Raw genomic sequence first — 25477 nt, 5'->3', positions numbered from 1 at the left:
GGAAGCGGATTTGAAGCAAGAACAGCATAATGAACTAGAACGTTCCATGAAAAGCAGGCATCTCTTTATGATTGCCTTAGGCGGCGTCATTGGTACTGGTCTTTTCCTTGGATCAGGACTCATTATCCATCAGGCTGGACCCGGGGGAGCCATTCTCTCCTTTATCATTGGCGGATTGTTAATGTATTTGGTGATGCTCTGTCTTGGAGAATTAGCAGTGGCGATGCCGACAGCGGGTTCCTTTCAAGAGTATGCAACCAAATATATAGGCCCGTCCACAGGCTTTATGATCGGCTGGCTTTATTGGTTTAGTTGGGCATGTACAATTGGACTGGAGTTTACGTCAGCAGGCATTTTGCTCCAAAGGTGGTTCCCAGATATCCCTGTTTGGCTGTGGTGTCTTGCATTTAGTGTGATTTTATTTGCCGTGAATGCCATCTCAGCTCGCAGCTTCGCTGAAACCGAGTTTTGGTTTTCAGCCATTAAGGTCGCTGCCATCCTATTATTTATTATCATTGGAATTGGCGCAATTTTCGGAATGATTCATCTGAAAGATGGAGAACCAGCCCCTCTATTTCGTCATTTGACGGATCATGGCGGACTATTTCCTAACGGTGTTTTTGCTATTTTATTAACCATGGTCACGGTCAATTTCTCCTTTCAAGGAACAGAACTTGTAGGGATTGCCGCAGGAGAGAGTGAAAGCCCTGAAAAAACATTGCCGCGATCTATACGAAATATTATTTGGAGAACGATGGTCTTCTTCGTTTTATCCATTGCGGTTCTGGCCGCTCTTCTTCCGTGGCAGACAGCAGGCACCGTCGACAGTCCGTTTGTCGTCGTGCTGGACAAGGTCGGCATACCATATGCTGCAGATATCATGAATTTTATCATCATTACAGCCGTCTTATCTGTAGCAAACTCTGGGTTATATGCATCATCACGTATGCTCTGGGCGCTCTCGAAAGACGGAAAAGGACCCAACTTTACGAAAAAACTGTCCAAGCGTAAAATTCCGATCAATGCATTATTGGTGACAATGGGTGTATCTGCACTATCTCTGCTTACAAGTGTTGTAGCACCAAAAACGGTGTATGTGTGGCTCATTTCGATTTCTGGTATGGTCCTTGTTGTGGTGTGGATGTCCATTTGCTTGTCTCAGTATTTCTTTAGAAAACAATTCATAAAGGAGGGCGGAGATGTAAAGGATCTCGTCTTCCGAACACCGCTCTATCCATTTGTTCCATTAGCAGGCTTTATCGCATTTGGCATCGTCCTCATCAGCTTATTTTTTATCGAGGATCAGCGGATCGGCCTTTATTGCGGAATCCCGTTCATGGCCGCCTGCTACATCATTTATTATCTTAAAATCAAACCGAAGGAAGAGGCAAAACAGCTTGGAACCATCACAAAAACATAAGCAGGTCCTGAAAAAAATGTGCATGCTGATATCACCAGCATGCACATTTTCAATCGTATATTCATTCTATATAAAGGGAAATAAATATTTTGAAAAGAAATATCATCGCAAGAAACTTGATGACAAGCAGGCTTTCGGTGAAAATGTGTCTATTTTTTGTCTAAATGTGTTTCTAAGAGTTGAAAATGCAAGATTATCCTGTTAAAATAATTAAAGAAAGCAGGGATTGATTTTTTTTGGCTGTGGCGGGACGTTTTTTGTCACAGTGGGACGTTTTTAGTCCAACGTGAAAAGAAAGGGTCGTTAGCCATGAATCGTTTATTGGAAGCTCAAAAAAAATTATTGCCAGATCTTCTCATTGTTATGCAAAAACGCTACGACATTTTGCAGTACATCAGATTAGCTGAACCAATTGGCCGCAGAAGTCTTGCGACGAGTCTTGGTCTCAGTGAGCGTATCTTACGCGCTGAAGTTCAGTTTTTAAAAGAACAAAATCTGCTGGATGTCAAAACGAGCGGCATGATGCTGACGAGTGAGGGTCACGCTTTGCTTGAAATGCTTGAAGGAATGATGAAGGACGTTTTAGGTTTAACCTTTTTGGAAAATACACTAAAGAGAAAGTTAGGCCTGGAAGAAGTCATTATCGTTTCTGGTGACAGTGACGAATCCCCGTGGGTGAAGCAAGAAATGGGAAGAGCTGCTGTCCAATGTATGAAAAAAAGGTTTACTGGAAATAATATCGTCGCCGTCACTGGCGGAACGACGATGGAAGCCGTTGCCGAAATGATGACCCCTGATGCCAAAAACCGCGATATGATGTTTGTCCCTGCGAGAGGCGGTCTTGGGGAGAATGTAAAAAATCAGGCAAACACCATTTGTGCCCACATGGCTGAAAAAGCTTCCGGTACTTACAAACTGCTGTTTGTTCCAGGGCAGCTGTCAGAAGGTGCATACTCTTCCATTATTGAAGAGCCGTCCGTCAAAGAAGTGCTTCAAACGATTAAATCGTCCACGATGCTCATTCATGGTATTGGTGAAGCAAAAACAATGGCGATGAGACGAAATACACCAGCTGAAGATTTAAAAAAGATTGATGAGCATGACGCAGTGACAGAGGCCTTTGGCTATTACTTTAATCGTGATGGTGAGGTCGTACACAAAGTCCACTCCGTCGGCATGCAGCTAGATGATCTAGAAAGCATTCCACACATCATTGCTGTTGCAGGTGGATCATCAAAGGCGGGGGCGATTGAAGCTTATTTCAAAAAACCACGCCGAACGGTTCTCGTCACAGACGAAGGAGCCGCAAAAGAGTTATTAAGGGAGTCAATTGATCCCTCAATATAAAACATTGTGACCTATAAAAGGAGGAAACATCATGGCAGTAAAAGTCGGTATTAACGGATTTGGACGTATTGGACGTAACGTATTTCGTGCAGCATTAAATAATCCTGAAGTTGAGGTAGTAGCGGTTAACGATCTAACAGATGCTAACATGCTTGCACACCTTTTACAATATGACTCTGTTCACGGAAAACTAGATGCAGAGGTTTCTGTAGACGGTACAAACTTAGTAGTGAACGGTAAAACAATCGAAGTATCAGCTGAGCGTGACCCTGCGAAATTAAGCTGGGGTAAACAAGGCGTAGAAATCGTTGTTGAATCTACTGGATTCTTCACAAAACGTGCAGACGCTGCGAAACACTTAGAAGCTGGAGCTAAAAAAGTCATCATCTCTGCTCCTGCTAACGAAGAAGATATCACAATCGTTATGGGTGTAAACGAAGACAAATACGATGCAGCTAGCCACGATGTCATCTCTAATGCATCTTGTACGACAAACTGCTTAGCACCATTTGCAAAAGTACTTAACGATAAATTTGGTATCAAACGCGGTATGATGACAACTGTTCACTCATACACAAATGACCAGCAAATTCTTGACCTTCCGCACAAAGACTACCGTCGTGCTCGTGCAGCTGCGGAAAACATCATCCCAACTTCTACAGGTGCTGCGAAAGCTGTTTCACTTGTATTGCCTGAACTTAAAGGTAAATTAAACGGTGGCGCTATGCGTGTTCCAACACCTAACGTTTCTTTAGTTGACCTTGTTGCTGAATTAAACCAAGATGTAACTGCTGAAGACGTAAATGCAGCACTTAAAGAAGCAGCTGAAGGAGAACTTAAAGGAATCCTTGGCTACAGCGAAGAGCCATTAGTATCTGGTGACTACAATGGTAATGCAAACTCTTCAACAATCGATGCTCTTTCTACAATGGTGATGGAAGGCAGCATGGTGAAAGTGATCTCTTGGTACGATAACGAGAGTGGATATTCTCACCGCGTTGTTGACCTTGCAGCTTACATTGCAAAACAAGGTCTTTAATTTCTCACACTGAAGGAACTCACTTGGTTCTTTCCTAGAGACACGATATAATGAAGACGGACAAGGGAAGGGGAAGCATCCCTTTCCCTTTTTCTCTGTTTTTATCCGTTCTGCACGATTTCTCGTTTTGATGAGGGCAAAATGGGAAAAGGATAAAGAGAGTCTTGTCCAACGCGTAAGGAAACCAGAATAAAGGAGGATCTCCTGACGAGCATGAATAAGAAATCAGTAAAAGACATTGACGTAAAAGGTAAAGTTGTGTTCTGCCGCGTAGATTTTAACGTTCCAATGAAGGACGGAGAAGTGACGGATGATACTCGTATCCGCGCAGCATTACCAACGATTGAGTATTTAACAGGACAAGGCGCAAAGGTACTGCTAGCTAGTCATTTGGGTCGTCCGAAGGGTCAAGTTACTGAAGAACTGCGTCTGACACCTGTGGCAAAACGTCTGCAAGAGCTTCTTGGAAAAGAAGTGGAAAAAGCAGATGAAGCTTACGGCGACAACGTGAAAAAGCAAATCTCTGACTTAAAAGAAGGAGATGTGCTAGTGCTTGAAAACGTTCGTTTCTATCCTGGTGAAGAAAAGAACGATCCTGAATTATCAAAAGCATTTGCTGATTTAGCCGATGTGTATGTCAATGATGCGTTCGGTGCTGCACACCGTGCACATGCATCGACAGCAGGTATTGCAGCTTATCTTCCGGCTGTTTCAGGCTTCCTCATGCAAAAAGAGCTTGAGGTGTTAGGAAAAGCCATTTCAAATCCTGATCGCCCATTTACAGCGATTATCGGCGGCGCAAAAGTAAAGGATAAAATCGGTGTGATTGAAAGTCTTCTTGATAAAGTAGACAACCTCATCATCGGCGGCGGACTTGCTTACACATTTGTGAAAGCACTTGGCCACGAGGTAGGGAAATCTCTATTAGAAGAAGACAAAGTCGATTTAGCGAAATCCTTTATGGACCGTGCAAAAGAAAAAGGAGTGAACTTCCTGATTCCAACAGATGTTCTGGTAGCCGACGACTTTTCAAATGATGCGAATACAAGCATTGTGCCAATCTCTGAAATTCCAAGTGATCTAGAAGCACTTGATATTGGAACAGAGACAAGAGAAAAGTATGCTGACGTTATTAAAAACAGCAAACTTGTTGTCTGGAACGGGCCAATGGGTGTATTTGAAATCGATGCATTCGCTAAAGGAACAAAAGCTATCGCAGAAGCACTGGCAGAAGCAAAAGATACATATTCTGTCATTGGCGGTGGAGATTCAGCAGCAGCTGTTGAGAAATTTGGTCTTGCCGATCAGATGAGCCATATTTCTACAGGCGGCGGCGCTTCACTTGAATTTATGGAAGGCAAAGAACTTCCTGGTGTTACTGCATTAAACGATAAATAAGACCAAAACTGCTATAAGGAAGTGTCAATCATGAGAAAACCAATTATAGCTGGGAACTGGAAAATGAACAAAACACTTGGCGAAGCAGTCAGCTTCGTTGAAGAAGTTAAGTCATCTATTCCATCTCCTGACAAAGTGGAATCCATTGTCTGTGCGCCAGCTCTTTTCCTTGAAAAGCTAAACAGCCTTTCAAACGGAACAGACCTTAAAATTGGTGCACAAAACATGCACTTTGAAGAAAATGGTGCATTCACTGGTGAAATCAGCCCTGCTGCTCTAAAAGATCTAGGCATTGGCTATTCAGTGATTGGGCATTCAGAGCGCCGTGAATTCTTTGCAGAAACAGATGAAACAGTGAACAAAAAAGCACATGCTGCATTCAAGCATGGCATCGTTCCAATTATTTGTGTAGGTGAAACGCTTGAAGAGCGTGAAGCTGGCAAAACAAATGAACTTGTCGCTGATCAAGTGAAGAAAGCACTAGCTGGTTTAACGAAGCAGCAAGTGGCTGAATCTGTGATTGCCTATGAGCCAATCTGGGCTATCGGTACAGGAAAATCTTCTACAGCGAAAGATGCAAACGATGTTTGCGCACACATCCGCCAAACCGTTGCAAGCGAATTTGGTCAAGAAGCGGCAGACAGCCTTCGCATTCAATATGGCGGAAGCGTGAAGCCGGCAAATATTAAAGAATATATGGCAGAATCCGATATTGACGGTGCTTTGGTAGGCGGCGCAAGCTTAGAACCTCAGTCTTTCGTTCAATTATTGGAGGAAGGTCAATATGAGTAAGAAACCAGCAGCATTAATCATCTTAGACGGGTTCGGTTTAAGAGGCGAAACAGTCGGTAACGCTGTCGCACAAGCAAAAAAACCGAACTTTGACCGCTACTGGAACGAATTTCCGCATCAAACCTTAACGGCTTCAGGTGAGGCAGTAGGTCTCCCAGAAGGTCAAATGGGGAACTCTGAAGTGGGGCATTTGAACATCGGTGCAGGACGCATTGTGTATCAAAGCTTAACAAGAGTGAATGTTGCCATTCGTGATGGGGAATTTGAGAAAAACGAAACGTTCCTAGATGCAATGACTTATGCAAAAGAGAATGACAAGGCGCTTCATTTATTTGGTCTCTTGTCAGACGGCGGTGTGCACAGTCACATCCAGCATCTTTTTGCCCTGCTGAAGCTGGCGAAAAAAGAAGGCTTAACAAAGGTATACATTCATGGCTTCTTGGACGGACGTGACGTTGGTCAGAAGACAGCCAAAGTGTACTTAAAACAGCTGGAAGAACAAATCAAAGAAATCGGTGTCGGTGAAGTGGCAACACTTTCTGGACGCTATTACTCAATGGACCGTGACAAACGCTGGGATCGTGTGGAGAAAGCGTACCGCGCGATGGCGTATGGTGAAGGCCCAAGTTATCAAAACATCTATGATGTCGTTGATGACTCCTATGAAAATGGAATCTACGATGAATTCGTTATTCCATCTGTCATTACGAGAGAAAATGGTGAGCCGGTTGCCAAAGTAAACGACGGCGACTCTGTGATTTTCTATAACTTCCGTCCAGACCGTGCCATCCAAATCTCGAACACTTTCACAAATGCAGATTTCCGCTCGTTTGACCGCGGAGAAGCTCATCCGAAGAATTTACACTTCGTTTGCTTCACACACTTCAGTGAAACGGTTGACGGCTATGTTGCCTTCAAACCAGTAAATTTGGATAACACAGTAGGAGAAGTGCTTGCTCAAAACGGATTGAAACAGCTGCGGATTGCTGAAACAGAGAAATATCCTCACGTGACGTTCTTTATGAGCGGTGGCCGTGAAGAAGAATTTCCTGGTGAAGACCGCATCTTAATCAATTCACCAGATGTGGCAACCTATGACCTGAAGCCGGAAATGAGCGCTTATGAGGTAAAGGATGCACTTGTTGCAGACATCAATGCTGACAAGCATGATGCGATCATTCTGAACTTTGCTAACCCGGATATGGTTGGTCATTCAGGTATGCTTGAGCCAACAATCAAAGCCATTGAAGCAGTAGATGAGTGCTTAGGAGCTGTAGTCGACGCAATCCTGGCAAAAGGCGGACATGCCATCATCACGGCAGACCACGGTAACGCAGACGTGCTAATTACCGAAGAAGGAAAGCCGCATACTGCACATACAACGAATCCTGTGCCAGTCATCGTGACGAAAAAAGGTGCGACGCTTAGAGAAGGCGGCATTTTAGCCGATCTATCTCCAACGCTTTTAGACTTACTTGGCCTTGAAAAACCAAAAGAGATGACAGGAACATCATTGATTCAAAAATAACAAATTGATTCAAAAGGAGAGAAATTAAAAATGCCATACATTGTTGATGTATATGCACGCGAAGTATTAGACTCTCGCGGTAACCCAACAGTTGAAGTAGAAGTTTACACAGAATCTGGCGGCTTTGGCCGTGCGCTTGTTCCAAGTGGTGCTTCTACTGGTGAATATGAAGCAGTAGAACTACGTGACGGAGACAAAGACCGTTACCTTGGAAAAGGTGTTCTGACAGCTGTAAACAACGTAAACGAAATCATTGCACCAGAGCTTTTAGGCTTTGATGTAACAGAACAAGTAGCGATCGACAAAATGTTAATCGAACTTGACGGAACAGAAAACAAAGGGAAATTAGGCGCAAACGCAATCCTTGGCGTATCTATCGCTGTAGCACGTGCGGCTGCTGATTTCTTACAAATTCCACTTTATCAATACCTTGGTGGATTCAACTCCAAAACGCTTCCAGTACCGATGATGAACATCGTCAACGGTGGAGAGCATGCGGATAACAACGTAGACATTCAAGAATTCATGATTATGCCTGTAGGTGCTCCAAACTTCCGTGAAGCACTTCGCATGGGCGCTCAAATCTTCCATAGCCTAAAATCTGTATTAAGCGCAAAAGGTTTAAACACAGCTGTAGGTGACGAAGGTGGATTCGCTCCAAACCTTGGTTCTAACGAAGAAGCACTTCAAACTATCGTTGAAGCGATCGAAAAAGCTGGCTTCAAACCAGGTGAAGAAGTGAAACTTGCAATGGATGCTGCATCTTCTGAGTTCTACAACAAAGAAGACGGTAAATATCATTTATCAGGCGAAGGTGTTGTGAAAACATCTGCTGAAATGGTTGACTGGTATGAAGATATGGTATCGAAATACCCAATCATCTCTATCGAAGACGGCCTTGATGAAAACGACTGGGAAGGTCACAAACTATTAACTGAGCGCCTTGGCAGCAAGGTTCAGCTAGTAGGAGATGACTTATTCGTAACGAACACGAAGAAGCTTTCTGAAGGTATTAAAAATGGTGTCGGTAACTCTATCCTGATCAAAGTAAACCAAATCGGTACATTAACTGAAACATTTGATGCAATCGAAATGGCAAAACGCGCAGGATACACAGCAGTCATCTCTCACCGTTCTGGTGAAACTGAAGACAGCACAATTGCAGACATCGCTGTTGCAACAAACGCTGGACAAATCAAAACAGGTGCTCCGTCTCGTACGGACCGTGTGGCGAAATACAACCAATTACTTCGCATCGAAGATCAATTGGCTGAAACAGCACAATATCACGGCATTGCAACATTCTATAACTTGAATAAATAATGTCAGCTATGCGCTGCGTTCCACTCTTTTATGAGAGCGGGACGCAGCGTTTTTTTGTTGAGAAAAATCCGTTGGCTAATTCATTTGACTTATCCTATTTCTGTAAAACCTCCTCCTTCAGTTAGAGAAGAAGTCAACATCCCCTCCATTTATAAGCACTAAATCATGAAAATTCGTCTAAAAATATGATCTGAAATGAACTTATGCTTTCTGTAAGGGGGTGGTATCATTTTACATATATTAGGGGGTGATGAGATGCTGAATCCTTTTAGCCTTCGTTTTCCAGTAGGTGTGTATATGTATGTCCTTCACCTGTTGGCGGCATATGATGAAAGGAAGCAACGAATTCTAACTTCTAAGAATGTACAGAAAAACGCATTTTGGATTTATGTCCTTGCCGCTATATTGGGCATTATTTCACTTGGAGCATTGATTTGGGCATGCAAGACATTTGGACAGGGCTCGAAATTTTTAGGAGAGTTCAAATTATTAGGCATGTACGTTAAAATCCAGTGCGGTTTTTAACAGGGATGAGAACAGATGCAAGGTCATCTGTTCCATCTGAATCAAACGGAGGGATATGATGCTGACATTACAATTAAAAGAAAAAACATATAGCCGCACCTTCTCTCTCCGCAATATTCAAATAAGTGTCGAGAAAGGGCAGATGCTGCTGCTTTTGGGGCATAATGGTGCGGGAAAGACGACGATGATCCAATCCATGTTTGGGCTGACGCCATTTATAGGATGCGTCACTTTACATGGTAAACAGCTGAACTTTCAATCCTCAGAACATATCTCCTTGTTGAAAAAACATGTTTCCTATATTCCTGACGATCATTCGTTGTTCGATTATTTATCGCCGAGGGAATACTTTCAATTACTTCAGCTGCCAAATGAGCAAGATGTCACACGGGAAGAGACGTTCATTGATCTGTTTGAGCTGGGGTCGTATATGGATCAGCCTATCGCTCAGCTGTCTCATGGCAATCAAAAGAAAACGCAGATCATTTCACAGCTCCTCAGGCCATGTGATTATTATGTGTTTGATGAGCCAACGAACGGACTTGATCCAGATATGATGATCATCTTAAAAAAGGTGCTCATGAAGCTGAGAGAGCAAGGCGCTGGCATTCTCATTTCAACCCATCATTTGAGTTTTGGTGATACGCTTTATGACCATCTCATGATCTTGAGAAATGGTGACGTCAAGCTGGATATGTCCCGCCAAGAAACGAATCAGACATTTCCTCATCAGGCACTTGAAGAGATTTATAAAGAAGTGAATCGAGATTACTATATGCAGGTGGAGAGGTTACTCAATGATCTGGACACGACACGTTCTTCATAAAATAGAATGGGGGATGCTGACAGCAAAAGGAAAACAGCTCGCAAAAAAGTACCCTATACAGCTTCTCGCAGCCGTGGCTTTTTTCTTGCTCATGTATGCGATATACGTCGTTATCAGCCTGCGCTTTTTCATGCAGGCAGGAGAAAGCGAGCCGGCTGCTCTATACCTCCAATTGATGAAAATGACGCTTTTACTTTTAAGCGTAGGCATTGTGTTATCCCGCAATAAATTAAAGCGCCAGGAATATCAATTCTACTTTTTGAATAGTGCGATACAAAGTGTGCCATTTGTCCTTTGTGTATATTTCTTTCCGATGCTCTTTTGTTTCCTCGTGGTTGGACTGCTTTTTTTACCGATTGTATTAGGCCTTTTGATCAGCGGTGTTACGCCATCTCTGTATTGGATAACGGTTGTGTGCATGACTTGCTGTGTACTGGCGCTGCTTGCGCTTGCTTCTTGGATGTTAATGCGGATTGCTGTGAGCCATTTCATATCAAAAACAAAAGAGCATTTGCTGCTGCAAACGCTTGGCTTTGCGGTGCTGAATCTATTGGTGTTTCTCCTTTTGCAAAAAGCAATGGAGATGATCCGCGTATGGCCACCAGTCTATCTCATATTTCTAATGATCCTTTTAAGCGCAGGCTGGCTATGGCTGAAGGGGTTAGCGGCTTCTTATGTCCATTGGATGTTTTTGCAGCTGAAAACAGAGGTGAAGTCGTTTTCTTATAAGAAAATCAGAACGAAATCTTCCTTTCTGACGCACCTGCGGCAGGAATTGGTCTATTTCAGCCGGTCAGTTGTTTTTAAAGAACAGGGCATTTTGTTTTTATTTCTCGTTTGTTTAACGGCGGGGCTGCCATTTGTTTTTACACCGGTAGAAATCGGCTGGCTGTATGCCTTTATTGTTCAGTATGCGTTAAAGGAAATATTGATCATGCTTCCGCTGATGATTGGCAGAGAATATCATATGAATCAAAGGGCCATCTTTATGTTAAATACATCAAAGGGCGCTTATTTGTTGTCGAGAATTTTATTTTATTACGCTATTAATTTGTTGATATATTTTGTGTTTATTGGGTTTGCATCTATGGTGATAGGCATTGAAAGTGAAGGCCATGTCCTTGCAAGTTTGTCCATTTTGTTGATCACTGTCATGGCGGCCTGTACCGGATTTATCGTGAAGATCAGTGAGTTTAATAAACTGTTTGTCATCGTAATGATGATTGCTGTATTCAGCTTCATCGATATGCTTTTATTGAAGTGGCTTTCAACAGATGTGTATCTTCTCGCCACCGCCTATCTGCTAGGTTCACTTGCATTTTTTAGCTGTATTTATGCGGTCATGTTAAAGAGGCCTGTCTTGCGATGATAGAGCTTGTGTGTAGTTTCCTAGCGGTTGTGCTGATACATGAACTCGGTCATATGCTGATGATCATGGTGTGTAACAAAATTGAAAAAAGACCGCTCTTTGATTTTGTGATAACGATTGATTGGAAGCATGTGGCGGTCGTCCATGAGAAATTTGTCCGGCCGAGCTTCAATATGATGGTGGCACTTGCAGGCCCGCTCTTTCCGGTGCTTTGTTCGATTGTGCTTTTTATGATATGGAAGCATCCGGTAAGTCATCAACTGCTGTTTTTTTCTTTACTAAATACGGTGATGCTGCATCCAGCTTGCCCAGACGGGAAAAATATCACAGCCAGTTTAAAAGAGATGAAGGAGAGAAAGAGATGATTAAAGTATTTCATTCGTTTTCCAGCGGTTTAACACTTGCGATGCTGTATGTATTTGCTGTGTTTATGACCCCTGTTTTTTTACTGCTGCTAGAGGTCAATCATGTTGAATCAAGTCCATCAATGTTTGGCATGCCATTTTATATCATGAAAATTGAAGAGTATCAATTCAGTTCAGAGGCGACGCTCTTTGGATGTGTGGTCTGCTTTTTAGCTGGCGCCGTGCTCTATTTTTTTATTCAATATGTGAAGCATGTGGTGAAAAAGCGCAGAACATAAAAAAAAGCAGACGGAACAAAACATCAGTCTGCTTGCAAAGTGAGTGAGAGCCGTACCATATCCATACACTGAATGCCATTTTCAAAAATCGGTTCATCATAATGTTTAAGAAAGAAATCGTGGTCAATAGATGTCATGCGGAAGCCGCATTTCTGATAAAGTGCGAGCTGCTGGATACTCGAGTTACCTGTGCCGATTTCAATCGTGTGAAAGCCGGAGGCTTTCGCTTCAGAAATGGCATGGCGGATCAGCTGCTTTCCAATTCCTTTTCCTTGCCATGATTCCTTCACGGCGACGTTGATAATTTCGACTGTCTGCTGAGACAGAGATAAAAGCACATAGATACCAATCACGTCCTGTTCATGATAAGCGGCATAACAAGAACCGGATTGCACATATTCAAGTACCTTTTCCTTTGAAGGATCAGCTAAGAGTAAAAGATCCATAGGGACAGAATGATCACCTGACAATGGCCGAATTTGTATCATGTTTTTCATCCTTTCTATTCTTTAATATATCCTTGTTTCACACCCCAATCATATTGATCCTGTACCCATTGTGAAGGCGGATTGTGGGTGACATTTGGGTCTTTTTTGACAGTTGTTTTCCTTGGAGTCTGTGAAGTATGCTTATTCGCTTGAGCAGTAGCTTTCGCTGCTGTCAGCTCTTTTTGAAGCTGGTCGATTTTTGCCTCAAGCGCTTTACGCTGTTTGACTTCTTTTTGATAGGCTTTCTTTTCTTTTTTGAGCTTTTTCGTGATGATAGACAGTTTCTTTTTTTGATCTTCGTTTTTATGCTTCATATCTGCTTGATTTGATTTTAACTTCGAAAGCTGCTCAGTGTTTGTTTTGCTTTCTTGCTGATGTTTTTCCTCTGATGCTTTGATGGACTGCTGCTGCCAAACAATCCAGCCGGCTGCTCCTAAAACCACAGCAGATAGAAGGATGATGGTGATTGTTTTCTTCATGTGTCATTCCCCTTTCTTTAAACCTTTATTATCATCGGTTAAATATATACAGGTTTTAACATCCTAAGGGAATATTCACATCAGATTGGCAGACACTATGAAAAAAGGAGGGTGTCTGTTGATTTCCTTTATGATTCATGTCGTGGTCTCATTATTTGCTGTATCAAACCCTATTGGAAACGTGCCTCTTTTTATCACCTTAACTGAAGGGTATACAGAGAAAGAACGCTCCCAAACAGCCAAAAAAGCCATTGTGGTCTCTTTCATTATTTTGGTTGCCTTTTTATTGGCAGGGAGGCTCATTTTCAAATTGTTTGGGATCGATATTCATGCACTCCGCATCGCCGGAGGTATTTTCATTTTTGGTATCGCTTACAATTTACTGAATGCAAAGGAGTCACATGTCCAAAACCCTCATTCTGAGGAAAAGGCAGAAAGCAAAGAAAAGGCGGATGTATCTGTTACGCCGCTTGCGATCCCGATCATCGCTGGTCCCGGTACAATCGCTACAGTGATGAGCTTAACTCCGGGAAGTCAAGGGATGCTTCACATGTTTGCGATTTTAATCGGCATTATCATCGTACTGGCGATGACCTTTTATGCTTTTCATTATTCAAGTTTCATTATGCGAAAAATGGGGAAAACAGAGATGAATGTTGTGACGCGCTTAATGGGATTAATTCTTGCTGTAGTGGCAGTTGAAATGATTGGTGCGGGCTTAAAAGGGATGTTTCCGATGTTTATGTCATAAGTGTATATAAAAAAGCTGTTTTTTTCTACAATGATGTAAAATAAAACAGCTTTTTTTAAGGTTTCGGCACATGCTTAAATACTTCTTCACTCTCAAAGAATTCAATTAAGCGGCTAATCCAATCATAGTAATCAAGACTTTCCTTGATTTCTGAAAGAAGCAGATTGATTTTATCCTCTGTCTCTTCTGGCAGGTCGTCCTGTTCAAGCAATTCCAGCAATTCCTTGCACGTTTTCTTATGTGCTTTGCGGTTTTTGCTGACAACTCGGGACCAATTGGCTGCAAACAAGGAAATAAACGTTTGGTATTGATCTTGCTCAACGTCGTATAGATCTTTACGTATTCCTTTTTCATAAACCTTTTCCGCAATATTCAAATCGAGCATTTCTCGAACGACTTGACTCATTCGCGTTTTGCTCATGCCTGTCGCCTCTGATAGCTCTCCAAGCGTCATTGGTTTACGGTTCATGTGAATGATACCAAGCACTCTACCTACTGTAGAAGAAAGACCAAAGGCATTCATGTTCTCGGCAGCTTTTTCAATATAATGATCCTGTGCTTTTTGAATGGCGCCTAACGCTTGCTTGTCCACTCCCCGATTCATCCCTTCACGACTGACAATTTGTAACACAATATATCATATACCTGTTTGTTGATGAAAACAATAAATATTGAGTATTTGCTCGTAATTTGGAGGAAAAAGGAGAGATCTCTATCTAGCAGGACATTAACTGAAAATTTTAAATAAATGTTATGCAATACAAACACATCATAAACTTTTTATTTTATAAAGTTTGCACTATAATAAATAAGGTGTAAATTTTCTGAAAATATTAATCCGACTAATGGAGGTGTCTCATTTGCTGAAACTAGAGAATGTATCTAAGACGTATAAAGGCGGAAAAAAAGCTGTCAAAAATATTGATTTAGAAATAGCAAAAGGAGAATTTATTTGTTTTATTGGACCGAGTGGCTGTGGTAAGACAACAACCATGAAGATGATCAACCGACTCATCGAACCTTCCTCAGGAAACATCTTCATCGAGGGAGAAAATATTATGAAAAAAGACCCAGTTCAATTAAGAAGAGAAATTGGCTATGTAATTCAGCAAATTGGACTGTTCCCCCATATGACCATCGCACAAAACATTTCACTTGTTCCAAAGCTATTAAAATGGCCGGAAGAAAAACGAAAAGAACGGGCACGTGAACTGCTGAAGCTTGTCGACATGGGACCAGAATATTTAGAGCGCTACCCTCATGAACTCAGCGGAGGACAGCAGCAGCGCATCGGTGTTCTTCGCGCACTAGCAGCGGAACCCCCTCTGATCCTCATGGATGAACCGTTTGGCGCACTTGATCCAATCACACGAGATTCATTGCAGGAAGAATTTAAGAAACTGCAAAAAACGTTAAATAAAACCATCGTATTCGTCACACATGACATGGACGAAGCCATTAAACTAGCTGATCGAATTGTGATTTTAAAAGATGGAGAGATTGTCCAAGTAGGTACGCCTGACGATATTCTGCGGAACCCTGCCAATGAATTCGTAGAAGAATTCATCGGCAAAGAACGACTGCTTCAATCGAACCCGAACATGGAACGTGTAGAACAAATGATGAACACGTCACCAGTCACCATTACAGTTGAAAAAACATTAACAGATGCCATCTACATCATGAGAGAAAAGCGGGTCGATTCCTTGCTTGTAGTAGATGAACATCATGTGCTAAAAGGCTATATCGACATTGAAACAATCGATGCGAACCGCAGAAAAGCAGCTTTCGTTGGTGATATTTTAAATACAGAGTTCTATACCGTACAAGAAGGCGCACTTCTAAGAGACACTGTCCGGAAAATCTTAATACGCGGTATTAAATATGTACCGGTTGTGGATGCAGAAGGGCACTTAAAAGGCATTGTGACACGTGCAAGTCTTGTAGATGTTGTGTACGACTCCATTTGGGGAGACGATACGCCGGCGGCTGTCACTGAAATGAATTAAGGGAGGTGTACACATGGATCAAATCATCGACTTTCTAGAGAAAAATGGTGGGGAACTCCTCACAAAAATGTGGGAGCATTTATATATTTCCTTAATTGCTGTTGTGCTTGGTATTATCGTTGCCGTTCCTTTAGGTGTGCTTCTCACACGAATGAAACGAGGCGCAGGTTTTATCATCGGTATCGTGAATATCTTTCAAACACTCCCTAGTTTAGCGATTCTTGCTTTTTTTATTCCTATTTTGGGGGTTGGGAAAATACCTGCAATCGTTGCTCTCTTTTTCTATTCGGTTTTACCTATTTTAAGAAATACGTATGCCGGGGTCCAAGGTGTGAACAAAAACTTGCTTGAATCCGGTAAAGGAATCGGGATGACAACATGGGAACAAATTCGTCTTGTTGAACTCCCGCTTGCTGTACCGGTCATTATGGCAGGTGTCAGAACGTCAACGATTTATTTGATTGGCTGGACAACACTTGCAGCCTTTATCGGTGGAGGCGGTCTAGGTGACTACATTTTGATTGGACTTCAGCTGTATCAGCCGGAATTTATTATTGCAGGTGCGATCCCAGTCACGATTTTAGCAGTCATCATCGACCTATCATTAATGAAGCTGGAGAAAAAAGTAACACCAGAAGGCTTAAAAGGATTGAAGGAAGTTTCATAAGGAGTTGGCTTATGTGAAGAATCGAAAAACAAAATGGATCAGTGCACTGCTTGCCGGATGCTTGCTATTGATAAGCGGCTGTTCACTTCCTGGACTAGCCGGCTCCTCAGGGGGCACGCTGCGAATCGGAGCACAAAACTTTACCGAATCAGAAATTATGGCCTATATGGTTGGCGATATGATCGAACATTACACAGATAAAAAGACAACCATTGTGAAAAACCTAGGTTCCAACACTGTGCAGCAGAAAGCAATGGAAAACGGAGACGTTGACATCTCTGCCACAAGATATTCAGGCACGGATTTAACAAGTACGCTTGGAATGGATGCAGAAAAAGACCCGGAGCGTGCGATGGAGATCGTCCAAAAAGAATTTAAGAAACGATATGATTACAAATGGTTTGATTCTTATGGATTTGATAATACGTATGCCTTTGCCGTGACGCAGAAGATGGCGAAGGAAAACAAGTTAGAAACGGTTTCTGATTTGAAAAAGAATGCGAACAATTACCGTTTTGGTGTCGATAATGTATGGCTCAAAAAGAAAGGCGACGGCTATGAAGGGTTTGTGAAAACATACGGAATTAAATTTGGCAGCACATATCCGATGCAAATTGGTTTAGTCTATGATGCATTAAAAAATGAAAAAATGGATATTGTGCTTGCCTATTCAACAGATGGACGAATCAAGGCCTATAACCTCAAAATTTTAAAAGATGATAAACGGTTCTTTCCGCCATATGATGCATCGCCAGTAGTCCCGGAGAAAGTCTTAAAAGAAAATCCAGGGCTTAATAAGGTGATCAACAGGCTGATCGGAAAAATCGATACAGAACAAATGCAAGAGCTGAACTACCAAGTCGACGGCGAGCTTCAAGAACCAGCAACCGTTGCAAAGAATTTCCTGAAAAAGCACAATTACTTTGAGTAAGATGGGGAGGTGTCACGGCTGATGGACACACTGCAGCAATTATGGACGTATTATCAGCAGAACGGGTCATATGTGTTAGAAGAATTTTATCGGCATTTTCTCATGTCGGCGTATGGGGTGTTGTTTGCGGCGATTGTCGGGATTCCAGTAGGTATCTTTGTGGCGCATTACCGCAAGCTGAGCAATTGGGTCTTCGCCATTACCAACGTCATTCAAACGATACCGGCATTAGCGATGCTTTCCGTGTTGATGCTTGTATTAGGACTTGGCGCAAATACAGTCATCCTATCACTCTTTCTGTATTCGCTTCTGCCGATCATCCGAAACACATACACAGGCATTGTCAGCATTGAACATGCCTATTTAGAATCAGGTAAAGCGATGGGCATGACGAAATGGCAAGTGCTGAGAATGGTTGAATTACCGCTTGCTTTATCAGTCATTATGGCAGGTTTAAGAACCGCACTGGTCATCGCCATCGGTATTACAGCGATTGGAACATTTGTGGGCGCGGGAGGTCTTGGTGATATCATCATCAGAGGATCAAACGCCACAAACGGAACAGCCATCATTTTAGCAGGTGCGATTCCAACTGCACTCATGGCTATCATTGCTGACCTTGTCATGGGCTGGCTCGAACGTTATTTAAGCCCGACAAACAAGAAAAAAGAAAGAAAAGCGTTAGCTGAAAAAAACATCACATCTGCTTAAGCGGTTGAAAAGACAAAACCTCCCTTACATCTGTAAGGGAGGTTGTTTTATGATGATCAGGCAGTTCACATGCTTGTATTTTATGATTCAAGCGTGATCCATTCAGAGGACCACTTCGCAATTTCTTCAAAAACGGGTGCAAGTGAACGCCCCATATCTGTTAAAGAATACTCTATGCGCACGGGTGTTTCAGCAAAAACCTCCCGTTTTACAATACCTGCTGCCTCCAGCTCTTTTAATCTCTCAGATAATACTCTACCGCTTAAATTTGTCAGGGCTGCCTCAATTTCACTAAAACGCTGCTGACCTGAGAGAAGCTGAAAAACAATCAGTGCCACCCAGCGTTTGCTCAATAACTCAACTGCTTTTTCAAACCGCGGGCACATGTCAGATTGATTCATCTTCCTTCACTCCAATCTGAACCCATTATACCGTAAATCTGTCATAAATCGGCGTAAAAAGCTTGTCAATGATGAAAACATTTATGAGGATGATCGGCTGTTTAACATAAATAACAAATAGCGGTTGAGGTCCTCTATTTCTTTTTTCGAAAGGGTCGACCATATGTCACCATCAAATATTTCGAGATCATCAAGTTCATATTTCGCTGCAGCTTCCTTTATTTTGGATAAAGCCAGATCCTCTTCCTTGATCTGATGGACAGGAGAGACTTCCTCAATATAGCCCGCAGCCTGCATCATGTCTTCATAAGGTACCTTTAACGCACCAGCTAGCTTTTTAATCGTAGGAGGTTTCGGAATGCCGCGTTTCCCGTTTTCAATACGAGAAATACCGGCAGCGCTGACCTCAGAATACATCGCTAATTGGTTCACTGACAGCTTCTTTTCTTCACGTAATGCTCTTAAATATGCACCAAAGTTCATCAACGCAAAACCTCACATGGTTATAGATTCGATATGTCTATTTTACTTGATATGTTGACTATTGGCAATAAGTATACCATGAAAATATTGACATTAGTTAATGGTGGATGTACATTAGGTTTATGCCCCGCTATTTGTTCGTCTTTTTTTGGTTGATGAGCGTGAGAAAGTATTCATTCAGCTGGCTGATATCTTGTGCGGAGAGCCTGTCCCATTTGTCCCCGTCAAAAATGGGAAGATGTTCTACATTCTTTTGAAGCGCCGTTTGATAGATTTTTAACATGGACTCATATTTCGGTTTCATTTCATGAACTTGTTCCTGTTCAATATGACCAGCAAGCAGCATTAAATCCTCATAAGGCACCTTCAAGGCGTGTGCTAATTTTTTTATGGTTAAAGGCTTTGGCACACCGCGCTTTCCATTTTCAATACGAGAAATTCCAGCAGCGCTTACACCTGAATACATGGCAAGTTGATTGACCGACATTTTTCTATTTTCTCTTAAAATGCGTAATTGTTCACCAAAGTGATTCATGACATCGAACCTCACATTTCAGTATATGACTTATTTTAGTATGATCATTGACCAAAGGAAATAGCAGAGGGGTAAAAGTGTTGACATAAGTTAATGAATCTGCTTGATGTGAGAGCCTTACATGTTGTACATATTGATTCCATAGGAGGTTGTAATGATGGTCGAAAAGATTCAGATCAGGCGGGCTTTTGTCATGCAGTATATGATTGAGAACGATATGTCTTTAAATCAGCTCGCTGATGAAATTGGCATCTCTCCTGCCACTCTTAGCAGGGTATTAAATGGTCACCGGAAACCAGGACAGCTTGTCATTGGCAAAATGATTCATTACTTTGATAAAAAATTTGAAGATCTATTTTACTATGAAAATGTTGACAAAAGTCAATGATTCATATCATCACCAAGGAGGAAATGTCATTGAAAAGGACTGGGATGGTCAGACACATTGATTCTCTCGGCAGAATTGTTCTGCCGTCAGAAATGCGCAAGGTACTCAATATTAAAGAAGAGCAGCTGTTAGAAATTTTCATTGAAGATCAAACCATTATGCTGAAAAAATATGATGCAGATAAGAGCTGCCTGCTAACGGGACAAGTGACGAAGTACAACAAAAGCTATGGAAATGGAAGCGTGATGCTGAGTCCTGAAGGAGCTGAACGTTTGTTAGAAGAATTAAAACAGCTATTGAAGGAAGAAGCAACTCATTAAAAATGAGTTTTTAACCGAAAAATTGCATATAAAAATGCTGCAGCCAGCACTTTGGAACGAAATTGTATCAAAATAACGAATCAAGTCGACAATATATAGGAAATCTTTATTTTGATGTTTCGTGACATGCACCTTGTTTTCATGTAAAATAAAGTTATGTGTACCAGTTTGTCTGGAGGTGTTTTCATGCACGCATTTGTTATCACATTACTCGTAATTGTCAGTATCGCACTTATCATCGTTGTATTACTACAATCAAGTAAAAGTGCTGGACTGTCAGGCGCTATTTCAGGTGGAGCCGAGCAGCTTTTCGGTAAACAAAAAGCGAGAGGCCTTGACTTGATTCTTCACCGATTAACGGTTATTTTGTCAGTGCTTTTCTTCATCTTAACACTTGCATTGGCATATTTAGGCGTGTAAAGCGCGAGTAACAGAAGGTCTGATCTTTTTTCAGACCTTTTTTTATTATCAGCACTCTTTTGTGTTTGTTTCATACATACAAGTGGAAAATATAAACCATATCAGAAGGAAAGGAAGTCACATCATGAAAGTTGTTACACCAAAACCATTTACGTTTAAAGGTGGAGAAAAGGCGGTGCTTCTTCTTCACGGTTTTACTGGGAATACAGCCGATGTTCGAATGCTTGGTCGTTATTTGAACGAAAGAGGATATACATGCCATGCACCTCAATATAAAGGACACGGTGTGCCGCCAGAAGAGCTTGTCCATACAGGCCCGGCTGACTGGTGGAAAGATGTAGAAGAAGGCTATCAATTCTTAAAAGATGAGGGCTATGAGGAGATTGCGGTTTGCGGACTATCCCTCGGAGGAGTTTTTTCATTGAAATTAGGTTACACTGTACCTGTAAAGGGAATTGTACCTATGTGTGCACCTATGTACATAAAAAGTGAAGAAGTCATGTACCAGGGTGTACTAGATTATGCCCGTAACTATAAGAAATTTGAGGGTAAGTCAGAGGACCAAATTGAACAAGAAATGGAAGCGTTCAAGAAAACACCAATGGATACTCTCAAGAGTTTGCAAGAACTGATTGCAGATGTCAGAAACAATGTAGACATGATCTATTCACCTACTTTTGTTGTGCAGGCACGTCACGATCATATGATTAATACAGATAGTGCGAATATCATTTATAACGAAGTAGAGACAGATGATAAGCATCTGAAATGGTATGAAGAATCAGGCCATGTCATCACGCTTGATAAAGAGCGGGAGAAGGTTCATCAGGATGTCTATGCATTCTTAGAATCACTTGATTGGTCAATTTAAATATATAGGGGGTTAGAGTGTGCAAAAAGAAGAATTTATGGATGAATTACTCGCTTTTATGAAAGAAGAAGCGTATAAACCGTTAACCGTTCAAGAGCTGGAAGTCATGATGGAGATTACCAATCCTGATGATTATAAAGAGCTCGTCAAAGCACTTGTGACGCTGGAAGATCAAGGACTCATCGTTCGCACGCGCAGCGACCGTTACGGTGTACCAGAAAAAATGAATTTAGTAAAAGGAAAGCTGTCTGCTCATGCAAAAGGATTTGCATTTGTGACGCCTGAAGAGTTTGGACAGGATGATATTTTCATTCCCCCAAATGAGTTAGGCACAGCGATGAATGGCGATACTGTCATGGTTCGTGTCAGCCACAAATCAAACGGCACGAAAAAAGAAGGAACTGTCATCCGCATTCTGGAGCGTAATACTCAGACGGTTGTCGGTACCTATACTGAAACGAAAAGCTTTGGCTTTGTCATTCCTGATGATAAAAAAATCACAAACGATATCTTCATTCCGAAATCCGCTAAAAACGGAGCGGTTGAAGGTCATAAAGTCGTTGTGACGCTGACAAGCTACCCTGAAGGAAGAATGAGTGCAGAGGGTGAAGTGACTGAAATCCTTGGTCATAAAAATGACCCTGGCATTGATATTTTGTCGATCATTCATAAACACGGTCTGCCAGGTGAATTCCCAGAAGAAGCACTTCAGCAGGCAGCGGACACACCGGAAACGATTGATGAAAAGGACCTTGAAGGCAGACGTGATCTGCGCAATGAAACGATCGTGACGATTGACGGTGCAGATGCGAAGGACTTAGATGATGCCGTAACCGTGCAAAAGCTGGATGATGGCAAATATAAGCTCGGCGTGCACATTGCAGACGTTTCTCATTATGTCACAGAGAATTCACCGATTGATCAGGAAGCATATGAACGTGGAACGAGTGTGTATCTCGTCGACCGCGTCATTCCGATGATTCCGCATCGTTTGTCAAACGGTATTTGTTCATTAAATCCAAAGGTCGATCGTCTCACCCTGTCTTGTGAAATGGTCATTGATCGTAACGGGAAAGTCGTCAAACACGAGATTTTCCAAAGTGTGATCAAAACGACAGAGAGAATGACCTATTCCGATGTAAATAAGATTTTAGTCGACCAAGACGAAGAGCTTCTAAACAAATATGAGTCGCTTGTTCCGATGTTCCAAGAGATGGAGAAGCTTGCAGAGATTCTACGTGACAAACGAATGGAGCGCGGAGCTGTAGACTTTGATTTCAAGGAAGCAAAAGTACTTGTAGATGATGAAGGCGCAGCGAAAGATGTTGTCATTCGTGAGCGTTCCGTTGCAGAGAAATTAATTGAAGAATTCATGCTTGTTGCAAACGAAACAGTTGCAGAGCATTTCCACTGGATGAATGTTCCGTTCATTTACCGAATTCACGAAGAACCAAATCCTGAGAAACTTCAGCGCTTTTTAGAGTTCGTGACGACGTTTGGTTACATTGTAAAAGGAACGTCAACGAATATTCACCCGCGCGCACTTCAAAGTGTCCTCGATGCTGTCAGGGATCAACCAGAAGAAGTCGTCATTCAAACTGTGATGCTTCGCTCTATGAAACAGGCGAAGTATGATCCAGAAAGCATTGGCCATTTTGGATTATCAACGGAATTCTATACACATTTCACATCACCGATCCGACGTTACCCGGATTTAATCGTGCATAGACTGATTAGAACCTATTTGATTCAGAAAAAGACAGATGAAGCGACTTTAGAAAAGTGGGGCCAGCTGCTGCCTGAAATCGCAGATCATGCGTCGACAATGGAGCGCCGCTCAGTCGATGCAGAGCGTGAAACAGATGATCTGAAGAAGGCAGAGTTTATGCTAGATAAAATCGGTGAAGAGTTTGATGGCATGATTAGTTCCGTGACGAACTTCGGACTATTCGTTGAACTGCCAAATACGATAGAAGGTCTTGTCCATGTCAGCTACATGACTGACGACTATTATCGCTTTGATGAGCAGCACTTTGCCATGATCGGTGAACGGACAGGAAATGTCTACCGAATCGGTGATGAAATCACTGTCAAAGTTGTGAATGTCAATAAAGATGAGCACTCGATTGATTTTGAAATCGTCGGTATGAAGGGCACTCGCCGTAAATCACCAAAAGATTTCAAGTTCAAAAAACGGACAGATCCACCAGCGAAAAAAGGGCGTGGAGGTCAAAAAGCCTCTGGGGAAAAAGGCAAAGAGGATAAAAGCGGAAGTGACTGGTTCACAAGCCGTAAAAAAAAGAAAAAGAAAAAACGCGTATTTGAAAACGCACCGAAACAAAAACGCAAAAAGAAAAAGTAACGTGCCAAAAAGCAAATAGGGCATCACGCTCTATTTGCTTTTTGACCACATGGCGTCAGCATTGTCGAAAGGTGGATTGTTTGATAAAATAATCCGTACGATTTGGACCGTGTCTGTGTCAAAAGGAGGGTGTACGCCAATGCCAAAGGGAGAGGGAAAGGTTGTTTCCCAAAACAAAAAAGCAAATCATGATTACTTGATAGAAGAAACTTACGAAGCCGGCCTTGTATTACAAGGAACTGAAATCAAATCGATTCGTGCTGGAAAAGTGAATTTAAAAGATTCCTTTGCCAAAATCGAGCGAGGAGAAGTGTTTCTTCACAACATGCACGTGAGCCCATACGAACAGGGGAACCGTTATAACCATGATCCGCTGAGAACGAGAAAGCTGCTGCTTCATCGCAAGCAAATCAGCAAATTGATTGGTGCGACAAAGGAAGAAGGCTACTCACTTGTGCCTCTGAAACTATATTTGAAAAATGGCTTTGCAAAAGTGCTGATTGGAATTGGGAAAGGGAAGAAGAAATACGATAAACGTGAAGATCTGAAGAAAAAAGATGCAAAACGTGAAATCGAACGTGCCTTCCGCGATCGTCAAAAGCAATTCTAGCCTGATGCAGATGGCTTGCTGAGAGCGGAAGCATTATGCTACAATATGTTATGCAGAAAACAATCATCGCTGTTTTGACAGAAACCACCAGTTGTTTCGAGCAATGAGATTGTTATAATAGTTATATACGGAAGCAGTGAAGCTGAACTTCCATCCCGTATATCCCTTTTACAAGGGGACGTTACGGATTCGACAGGGATGGTTCGAGCTTAGGCTGCGAGCCGAGAGGCGATCTCGTTAACACGCACTTAAATGTAACTGGCAAAACTAAAAGTTTTAACCAAAACTTAGCACTAGCTGCCTAATAAGCGCAGCGAGCTCTTCCTGACATCGCCTATGTGTCTGTGAGGAGCCCAATGAAGTAGGCTACGCTTACGTTTCCGTCTGAGGACGTAAGAAGAGATCCATCAGACTAGCTCTCCAAGCGCCCGTCAGCAGGCATGAGGATGAGTCAACACGTAAATATGTTGACTACGCTCGTAGACGCTTAAGTAATCGATGTCTCTGGACGTGGGTTCGACTCCCACCGTCTCCATCAAAACTTTTAGAATGCAGTCGTATCAAGGGTTTGAAAACCCTTGATGTGAGGCTGGCATCATTCTGGCAACATTAGAAAACTTCTTCTTTCATAAAAGCTACAACTTCCTTTTGTTTGGAAGGGTATATGTGGCTATAATTTCTGAGTGCCATAAAACGACTGGTTAGCACAAAAGGATTGCGATTTTTATTTATTAAATATTAGGCATGTTTTATGATAAGCCCAGTTGGTCAGCGAAACACAAAGAAATAAAGCTTGGTGAAGCATTTACGCTTGATTAGGTGACCGTTAACGGATCGAAAA

29 protein-coding genes and 1 other RNA gene are annotated in these 25477 nt (G+C 42.1%); 24 read left to right on the top strand and 6 right to left on the bottom strand.

Features of this window, described 5'->3' with window-relative positions; translation table 11 throughout:
* Nucleotides 1–46 precede the first annotated feature (46 nt).
* The 12 genes from QR42_RS15420 (at nt 47) to QR42_RS15360 (ending at nt 12210) form a co-directional block, all read left to right on the top strand.
* The gene (locus QR42_RS15420; protein WP_052196556.1) at nt 47–1420 is read left to right on the top strand and encodes an amino acid permease; all 1374 of its coding nucleotides are present in this window, start codon (nt 47–49) and stop codon (nt 1418–1420) included.
* Between the two features lie 309 nt (nt 1421–1729).
* Nucleotides 1730–2767, top strand: coding sequence for a sugar-binding transcriptional regulator (locus QR42_RS15410; protein WP_039181517.1), 1038 nt, complete (start codon nt 1730–1732; stop codon nt 2765–2767).
* A gap of 31 nt (nt 2768–2798) precedes the next feature.
* Nucleotides 2799–3806 (top strand): type I glyceraldehyde-3-phosphate dehydrogenase, encoded by a 1008-nt coding sequence (gap, locus tag QR42_RS15405; protein WP_007500174.1) that lies wholly within the window; start codon nt 2799–2801, stop codon nt 3804–3806.
* Nucleotides 3807–4019: 213 nt separating this feature from the next.
* Nucleotides 4020–5204, top strand: coding sequence for a phosphoglycerate kinase (locus QR42_RS15400; protein WP_039181514.1), 1185 nt, complete (start codon nt 4020–4022; stop codon nt 5202–5204).
* A gap of 30 nt (nt 5205–5234) precedes the next feature.
* Entirely contained in the window at nt 5235–5996 is a 762-nt protein-coding gene (gene tpiA, locus QR42_RS15395) for a triose-phosphate isomerase (protein WP_017359213.1), read from the top strand.
* Nucleotides 5989–7524: a 2,3-bisphosphoglycerate-independent phosphoglycerate mutase gene (gpmI, locus tag QR42_RS19295; RefSeq protein WP_039181511.1), complete on the top strand. Its 1536-nt coding sequence runs from the start codon at nt 5989–5991 to the stop codon at nt 7522–7524. The genes tpiA and gpmI overlap by 8 nt, the downstream gene beginning before the upstream one ends.
* 30 nt (nt 7525–7554) lie before the next feature.
* Nucleotides 7555–8847, top strand: coding sequence for a phosphopyruvate hydratase (gene eno / locus QR42_RS19290; RefSeq protein ID WP_003212752.1), 1293 nt, complete (start codon nt 7555–7557; stop codon nt 8845–8847).
* A 255-nt stretch (nt 8848–9102) separates the two neighbouring features.
* The gene (locus QR42_RS15380) at nt 9103–9372 is read left to right on the top strand and encodes a hypothetical protein (RefSeq protein ID WP_039181508.1); all 270 of its coding nucleotides are present in this window, start codon (nt 9103–9105) and stop codon (nt 9370–9372) included.
* A 58-nt stretch (nt 9373–9430) separates the two neighbouring features.
* A complete protein-coding gene (locus tag QR42_RS15375; protein WP_039181504.1) occupies nt 9431–10198 on the top strand; it encodes an ATP-binding cassette domain-containing protein in 768 nt (255 codons plus the stop codon).
* Nucleotides 10170–11567 carry a hypothetical protein gene (locus tag QR42_RS15370; protein WP_039181502.1) on the top strand — a complete coding sequence of 466 codons (1398 nt, stop codon included), beginning with the start codon at nt 10170–10172 and terminating at the stop codon, nt 11565–11567. The genes QR42_RS15375 and QR42_RS15370 overlap by 29 nt, the downstream gene beginning before the upstream one ends.
* Nucleotides 11564–11932: a hypothetical protein gene (locus QR42_RS15365; RefSeq protein WP_039181500.1), complete on the top strand. Its 369-nt coding sequence runs from the start codon at nt 11564–11566 to the stop codon at nt 11930–11932. The genes QR42_RS15370 and QR42_RS15365 overlap by 4 nt, the downstream gene beginning before the upstream one ends.
* Complete coding sequence (locus tag QR42_RS15360) at nt 11929–12210, top strand: hypothetical protein (protein WP_039181498.1); 282 nt, start codon at nt 11929–11931, stop codon at nt 12208–12210. The genes QR42_RS15365 and QR42_RS15360 overlap by 4 nt, the downstream gene beginning before the upstream one ends.
* A 23-nt stretch (nt 12211–12233) precedes the next feature.
* On the opposite strand, the gene QR42_RS15355 is transcribed toward QR42_RS15360, so the two are convergent.
* Nucleotides 12234–12698, bottom strand: a complete 465-nt coding sequence (locus tag QR42_RS15355; protein ID WP_039181496.1) for a GNAT family N-acetyltransferase — start codon at nt 12696–12698, stop codon at nt 12234–12236.
* A 14-nt stretch (nt 12699–12712) separates the two neighbouring features.
* Complete coding sequence (locus QR42_RS15350; RefSeq protein WP_039181492.1) at nt 12713–13177, bottom strand: hypothetical protein; 465 nt, start codon at nt 13175–13177, stop codon at nt 12713–12715.
* A gap of 118 nt (nt 13178–13295) precedes the next feature.
* Here QR42_RS15350 and QR42_RS15345 point away from each other — a divergent pair, with 118 nt between their 5' ends.
* Nucleotides 13296–13928 (top strand): MarC family protein, encoded by a 633-nt coding sequence (locus tag QR42_RS15345; protein WP_039181488.1) that lies wholly within the window; start codon nt 13296–13298, stop codon nt 13926–13928.
* A gap of 55 nt (nt 13929–13983) precedes the next feature.
* On the opposite strand, the gene QR42_RS15340 is transcribed toward QR42_RS15345, so the two are convergent.
* A complete protein-coding gene (locus QR42_RS15340) occupies nt 13984–14520 on the bottom strand; it encodes a GbsR/MarR family transcriptional regulator (protein ID WP_024426065.1) in 537 nt (178 codons plus the stop codon).
* A 268-nt stretch (nt 14521–14788) separates the two neighbouring features.
* Between QR42_RS15340 and QR42_RS15335 the strand changes: the two genes are divergently transcribed.
* From QR42_RS15335 to QR42_RS15320, 4 genes are read left to right on the top strand one after another with little or no spacing between them, the layout of a single operon-like run.
* The gene (locus QR42_RS15335) at nt 14789–15937 is read left to right on the top strand and encodes a betaine/proline/choline family ABC transporter ATP-binding protein (RefSeq protein WP_039181485.1); all 1149 of its coding nucleotides are present in this window, start codon (nt 14789–14791) and stop codon (nt 15935–15937) included.
* A 13-nt stretch (nt 15938–15950) separates the two neighbouring features.
* Nucleotides 15951–16604 carry an ABC transporter permease gene (locus QR42_RS15330; protein WP_039181482.1) on the top strand — a complete coding sequence of 218 codons (654 nt, stop codon included), beginning with the start codon at nt 15951–15953 and terminating at the stop codon, nt 16602–16604.
* 13 nt (nt 16605–16617) lie between these two features.
* On the top strand, nt 16618–17535 hold the full coding sequence (locus QR42_RS15325) for an osmoprotectant ABC transporter substrate-binding protein (protein ID WP_039181479.1): 918 nt from the start codon (nt 16618–16620) through the stop codon (nt 17533–17535).
* 21 nt (nt 17536–17556) lie between these two features.
* Nucleotides 17557–18246, top strand: a complete 690-nt coding sequence (locus tag QR42_RS15320) for an ABC transporter permease (RefSeq protein ID WP_034280931.1) — start codon at nt 17557–17559, stop codon at nt 18244–18246.
* Nucleotides 18247–18326: 80 nt separating this feature from the next.
* On the opposite strand, the gene QR42_RS15315 is transcribed toward QR42_RS15320, so the two are convergent.
* The 3 genes from QR42_RS15315 to QR42_RS15305 form a co-directional block, all read right to left on the bottom strand.
* Nucleotides 18327–18647: a catDE operon transcriptional regulator CatR gene (locus QR42_RS15315; RefSeq protein WP_024423485.1), complete on the bottom strand. Its 321-nt coding sequence runs from the start codon at nt 18645–18647 to the stop codon at nt 18327–18329.
* 81 nt (nt 18648–18728) lie between these two features.
* The gene (locus QR42_RS15310) at nt 18729–19130 is read right to left on the bottom strand and encodes a helix-turn-helix domain-containing protein (RefSeq protein WP_039181476.1); all 402 of its coding nucleotides are present in this window, start codon (nt 19128–19130) and stop codon (nt 18729–18731) included.
* Nucleotides 19131–19260: 130 nt separating this feature from the next.
* Nucleotides 19261–19665, bottom strand: coding sequence for a helix-turn-helix domain-containing protein (locus QR42_RS15305; RefSeq protein WP_039181473.1), 405 nt, complete (start codon nt 19663–19665; stop codon nt 19261–19263).
* Nucleotides 19666–19819: 154 nt separating this feature from the next.
* Between QR42_RS15305 and QR42_RS15300 the strand changes: the two genes are divergently transcribed.
* The 7 genes from QR42_RS15300 to ssrA all read left to right on the top strand — a co-directional run bounded on the left by QR42_RS15300 (nt 19820) and on the right by ssrA (nt 25174).
* Complete coding sequence (locus QR42_RS15300) at nt 19820–20053, top strand: helix-turn-helix domain-containing protein (RefSeq protein ID WP_024719830.1); 234 nt, start codon at nt 19820–19822, stop codon at nt 20051–20053.
* 29 nt (nt 20054–20082) lie between these two features.
* A complete protein-coding gene (locus QR42_RS15295) occupies nt 20083–20373 on the top strand; it encodes an AbrB/MazE/SpoVT family DNA-binding domain-containing protein (protein WP_039181465.1) in 291 nt (96 codons plus the stop codon).
* Between the two features lie 186 nt (nt 20374–20559).
* Entirely contained in the window at nt 20560–20793 is a 234-nt protein-coding gene (gene secG, locus QR42_RS15290; protein ID WP_003212746.1) for a preprotein translocase subunit SecG, read from the top strand.
* A gap of 124 nt (nt 20794–20917) precedes the next feature.
* Nucleotides 20918–21664, top strand: coding sequence for an alpha/beta hydrolase (locus QR42_RS15285; RefSeq protein WP_039181462.1), 747 nt, complete (start codon nt 20918–20920; stop codon nt 21662–21664).
* Between the two features lie 19 nt (nt 21665–21683).
* Nucleotides 21684–24026: a ribonuclease R gene (gene rnr, locus QR42_RS15280; protein WP_039181459.1), complete on the top strand. Its 2343-nt coding sequence runs from the start codon at nt 21684–21686 to the stop codon at nt 24024–24026.
* A gap of 139 nt (nt 24027–24165) precedes the next feature.
* Entirely contained in the window at nt 24166–24636 is a 471-nt protein-coding gene (smpB, locus tag QR42_RS15275) for an SsrA-binding protein SmpB (RefSeq protein WP_039181456.1), read from the top strand.
* A gap of 174 nt (nt 24637–24810) precedes the next feature.
* Nucleotides 24811–25174, top strand: a transfer-messenger RNA (tmRNA) gene (ssrA, locus tag QR42_RS19165).
* The last annotated feature ends 303 nt before the right edge of the window (nt 25175–25477 follow it).

Origin of the sequence: Bacillus sp. WP8 (assembly GCF_000800825.1) — a bacterium.
Lineage (GTDB): Bacteria > Bacillota > Bacilli > Bacillales > Bacillaceae > Bacillus > Bacillus safensis.
Note: the sequence above shows the minus strand (reverse complement) of the source record. Positions and strands in the feature narration are given on the sequence as shown.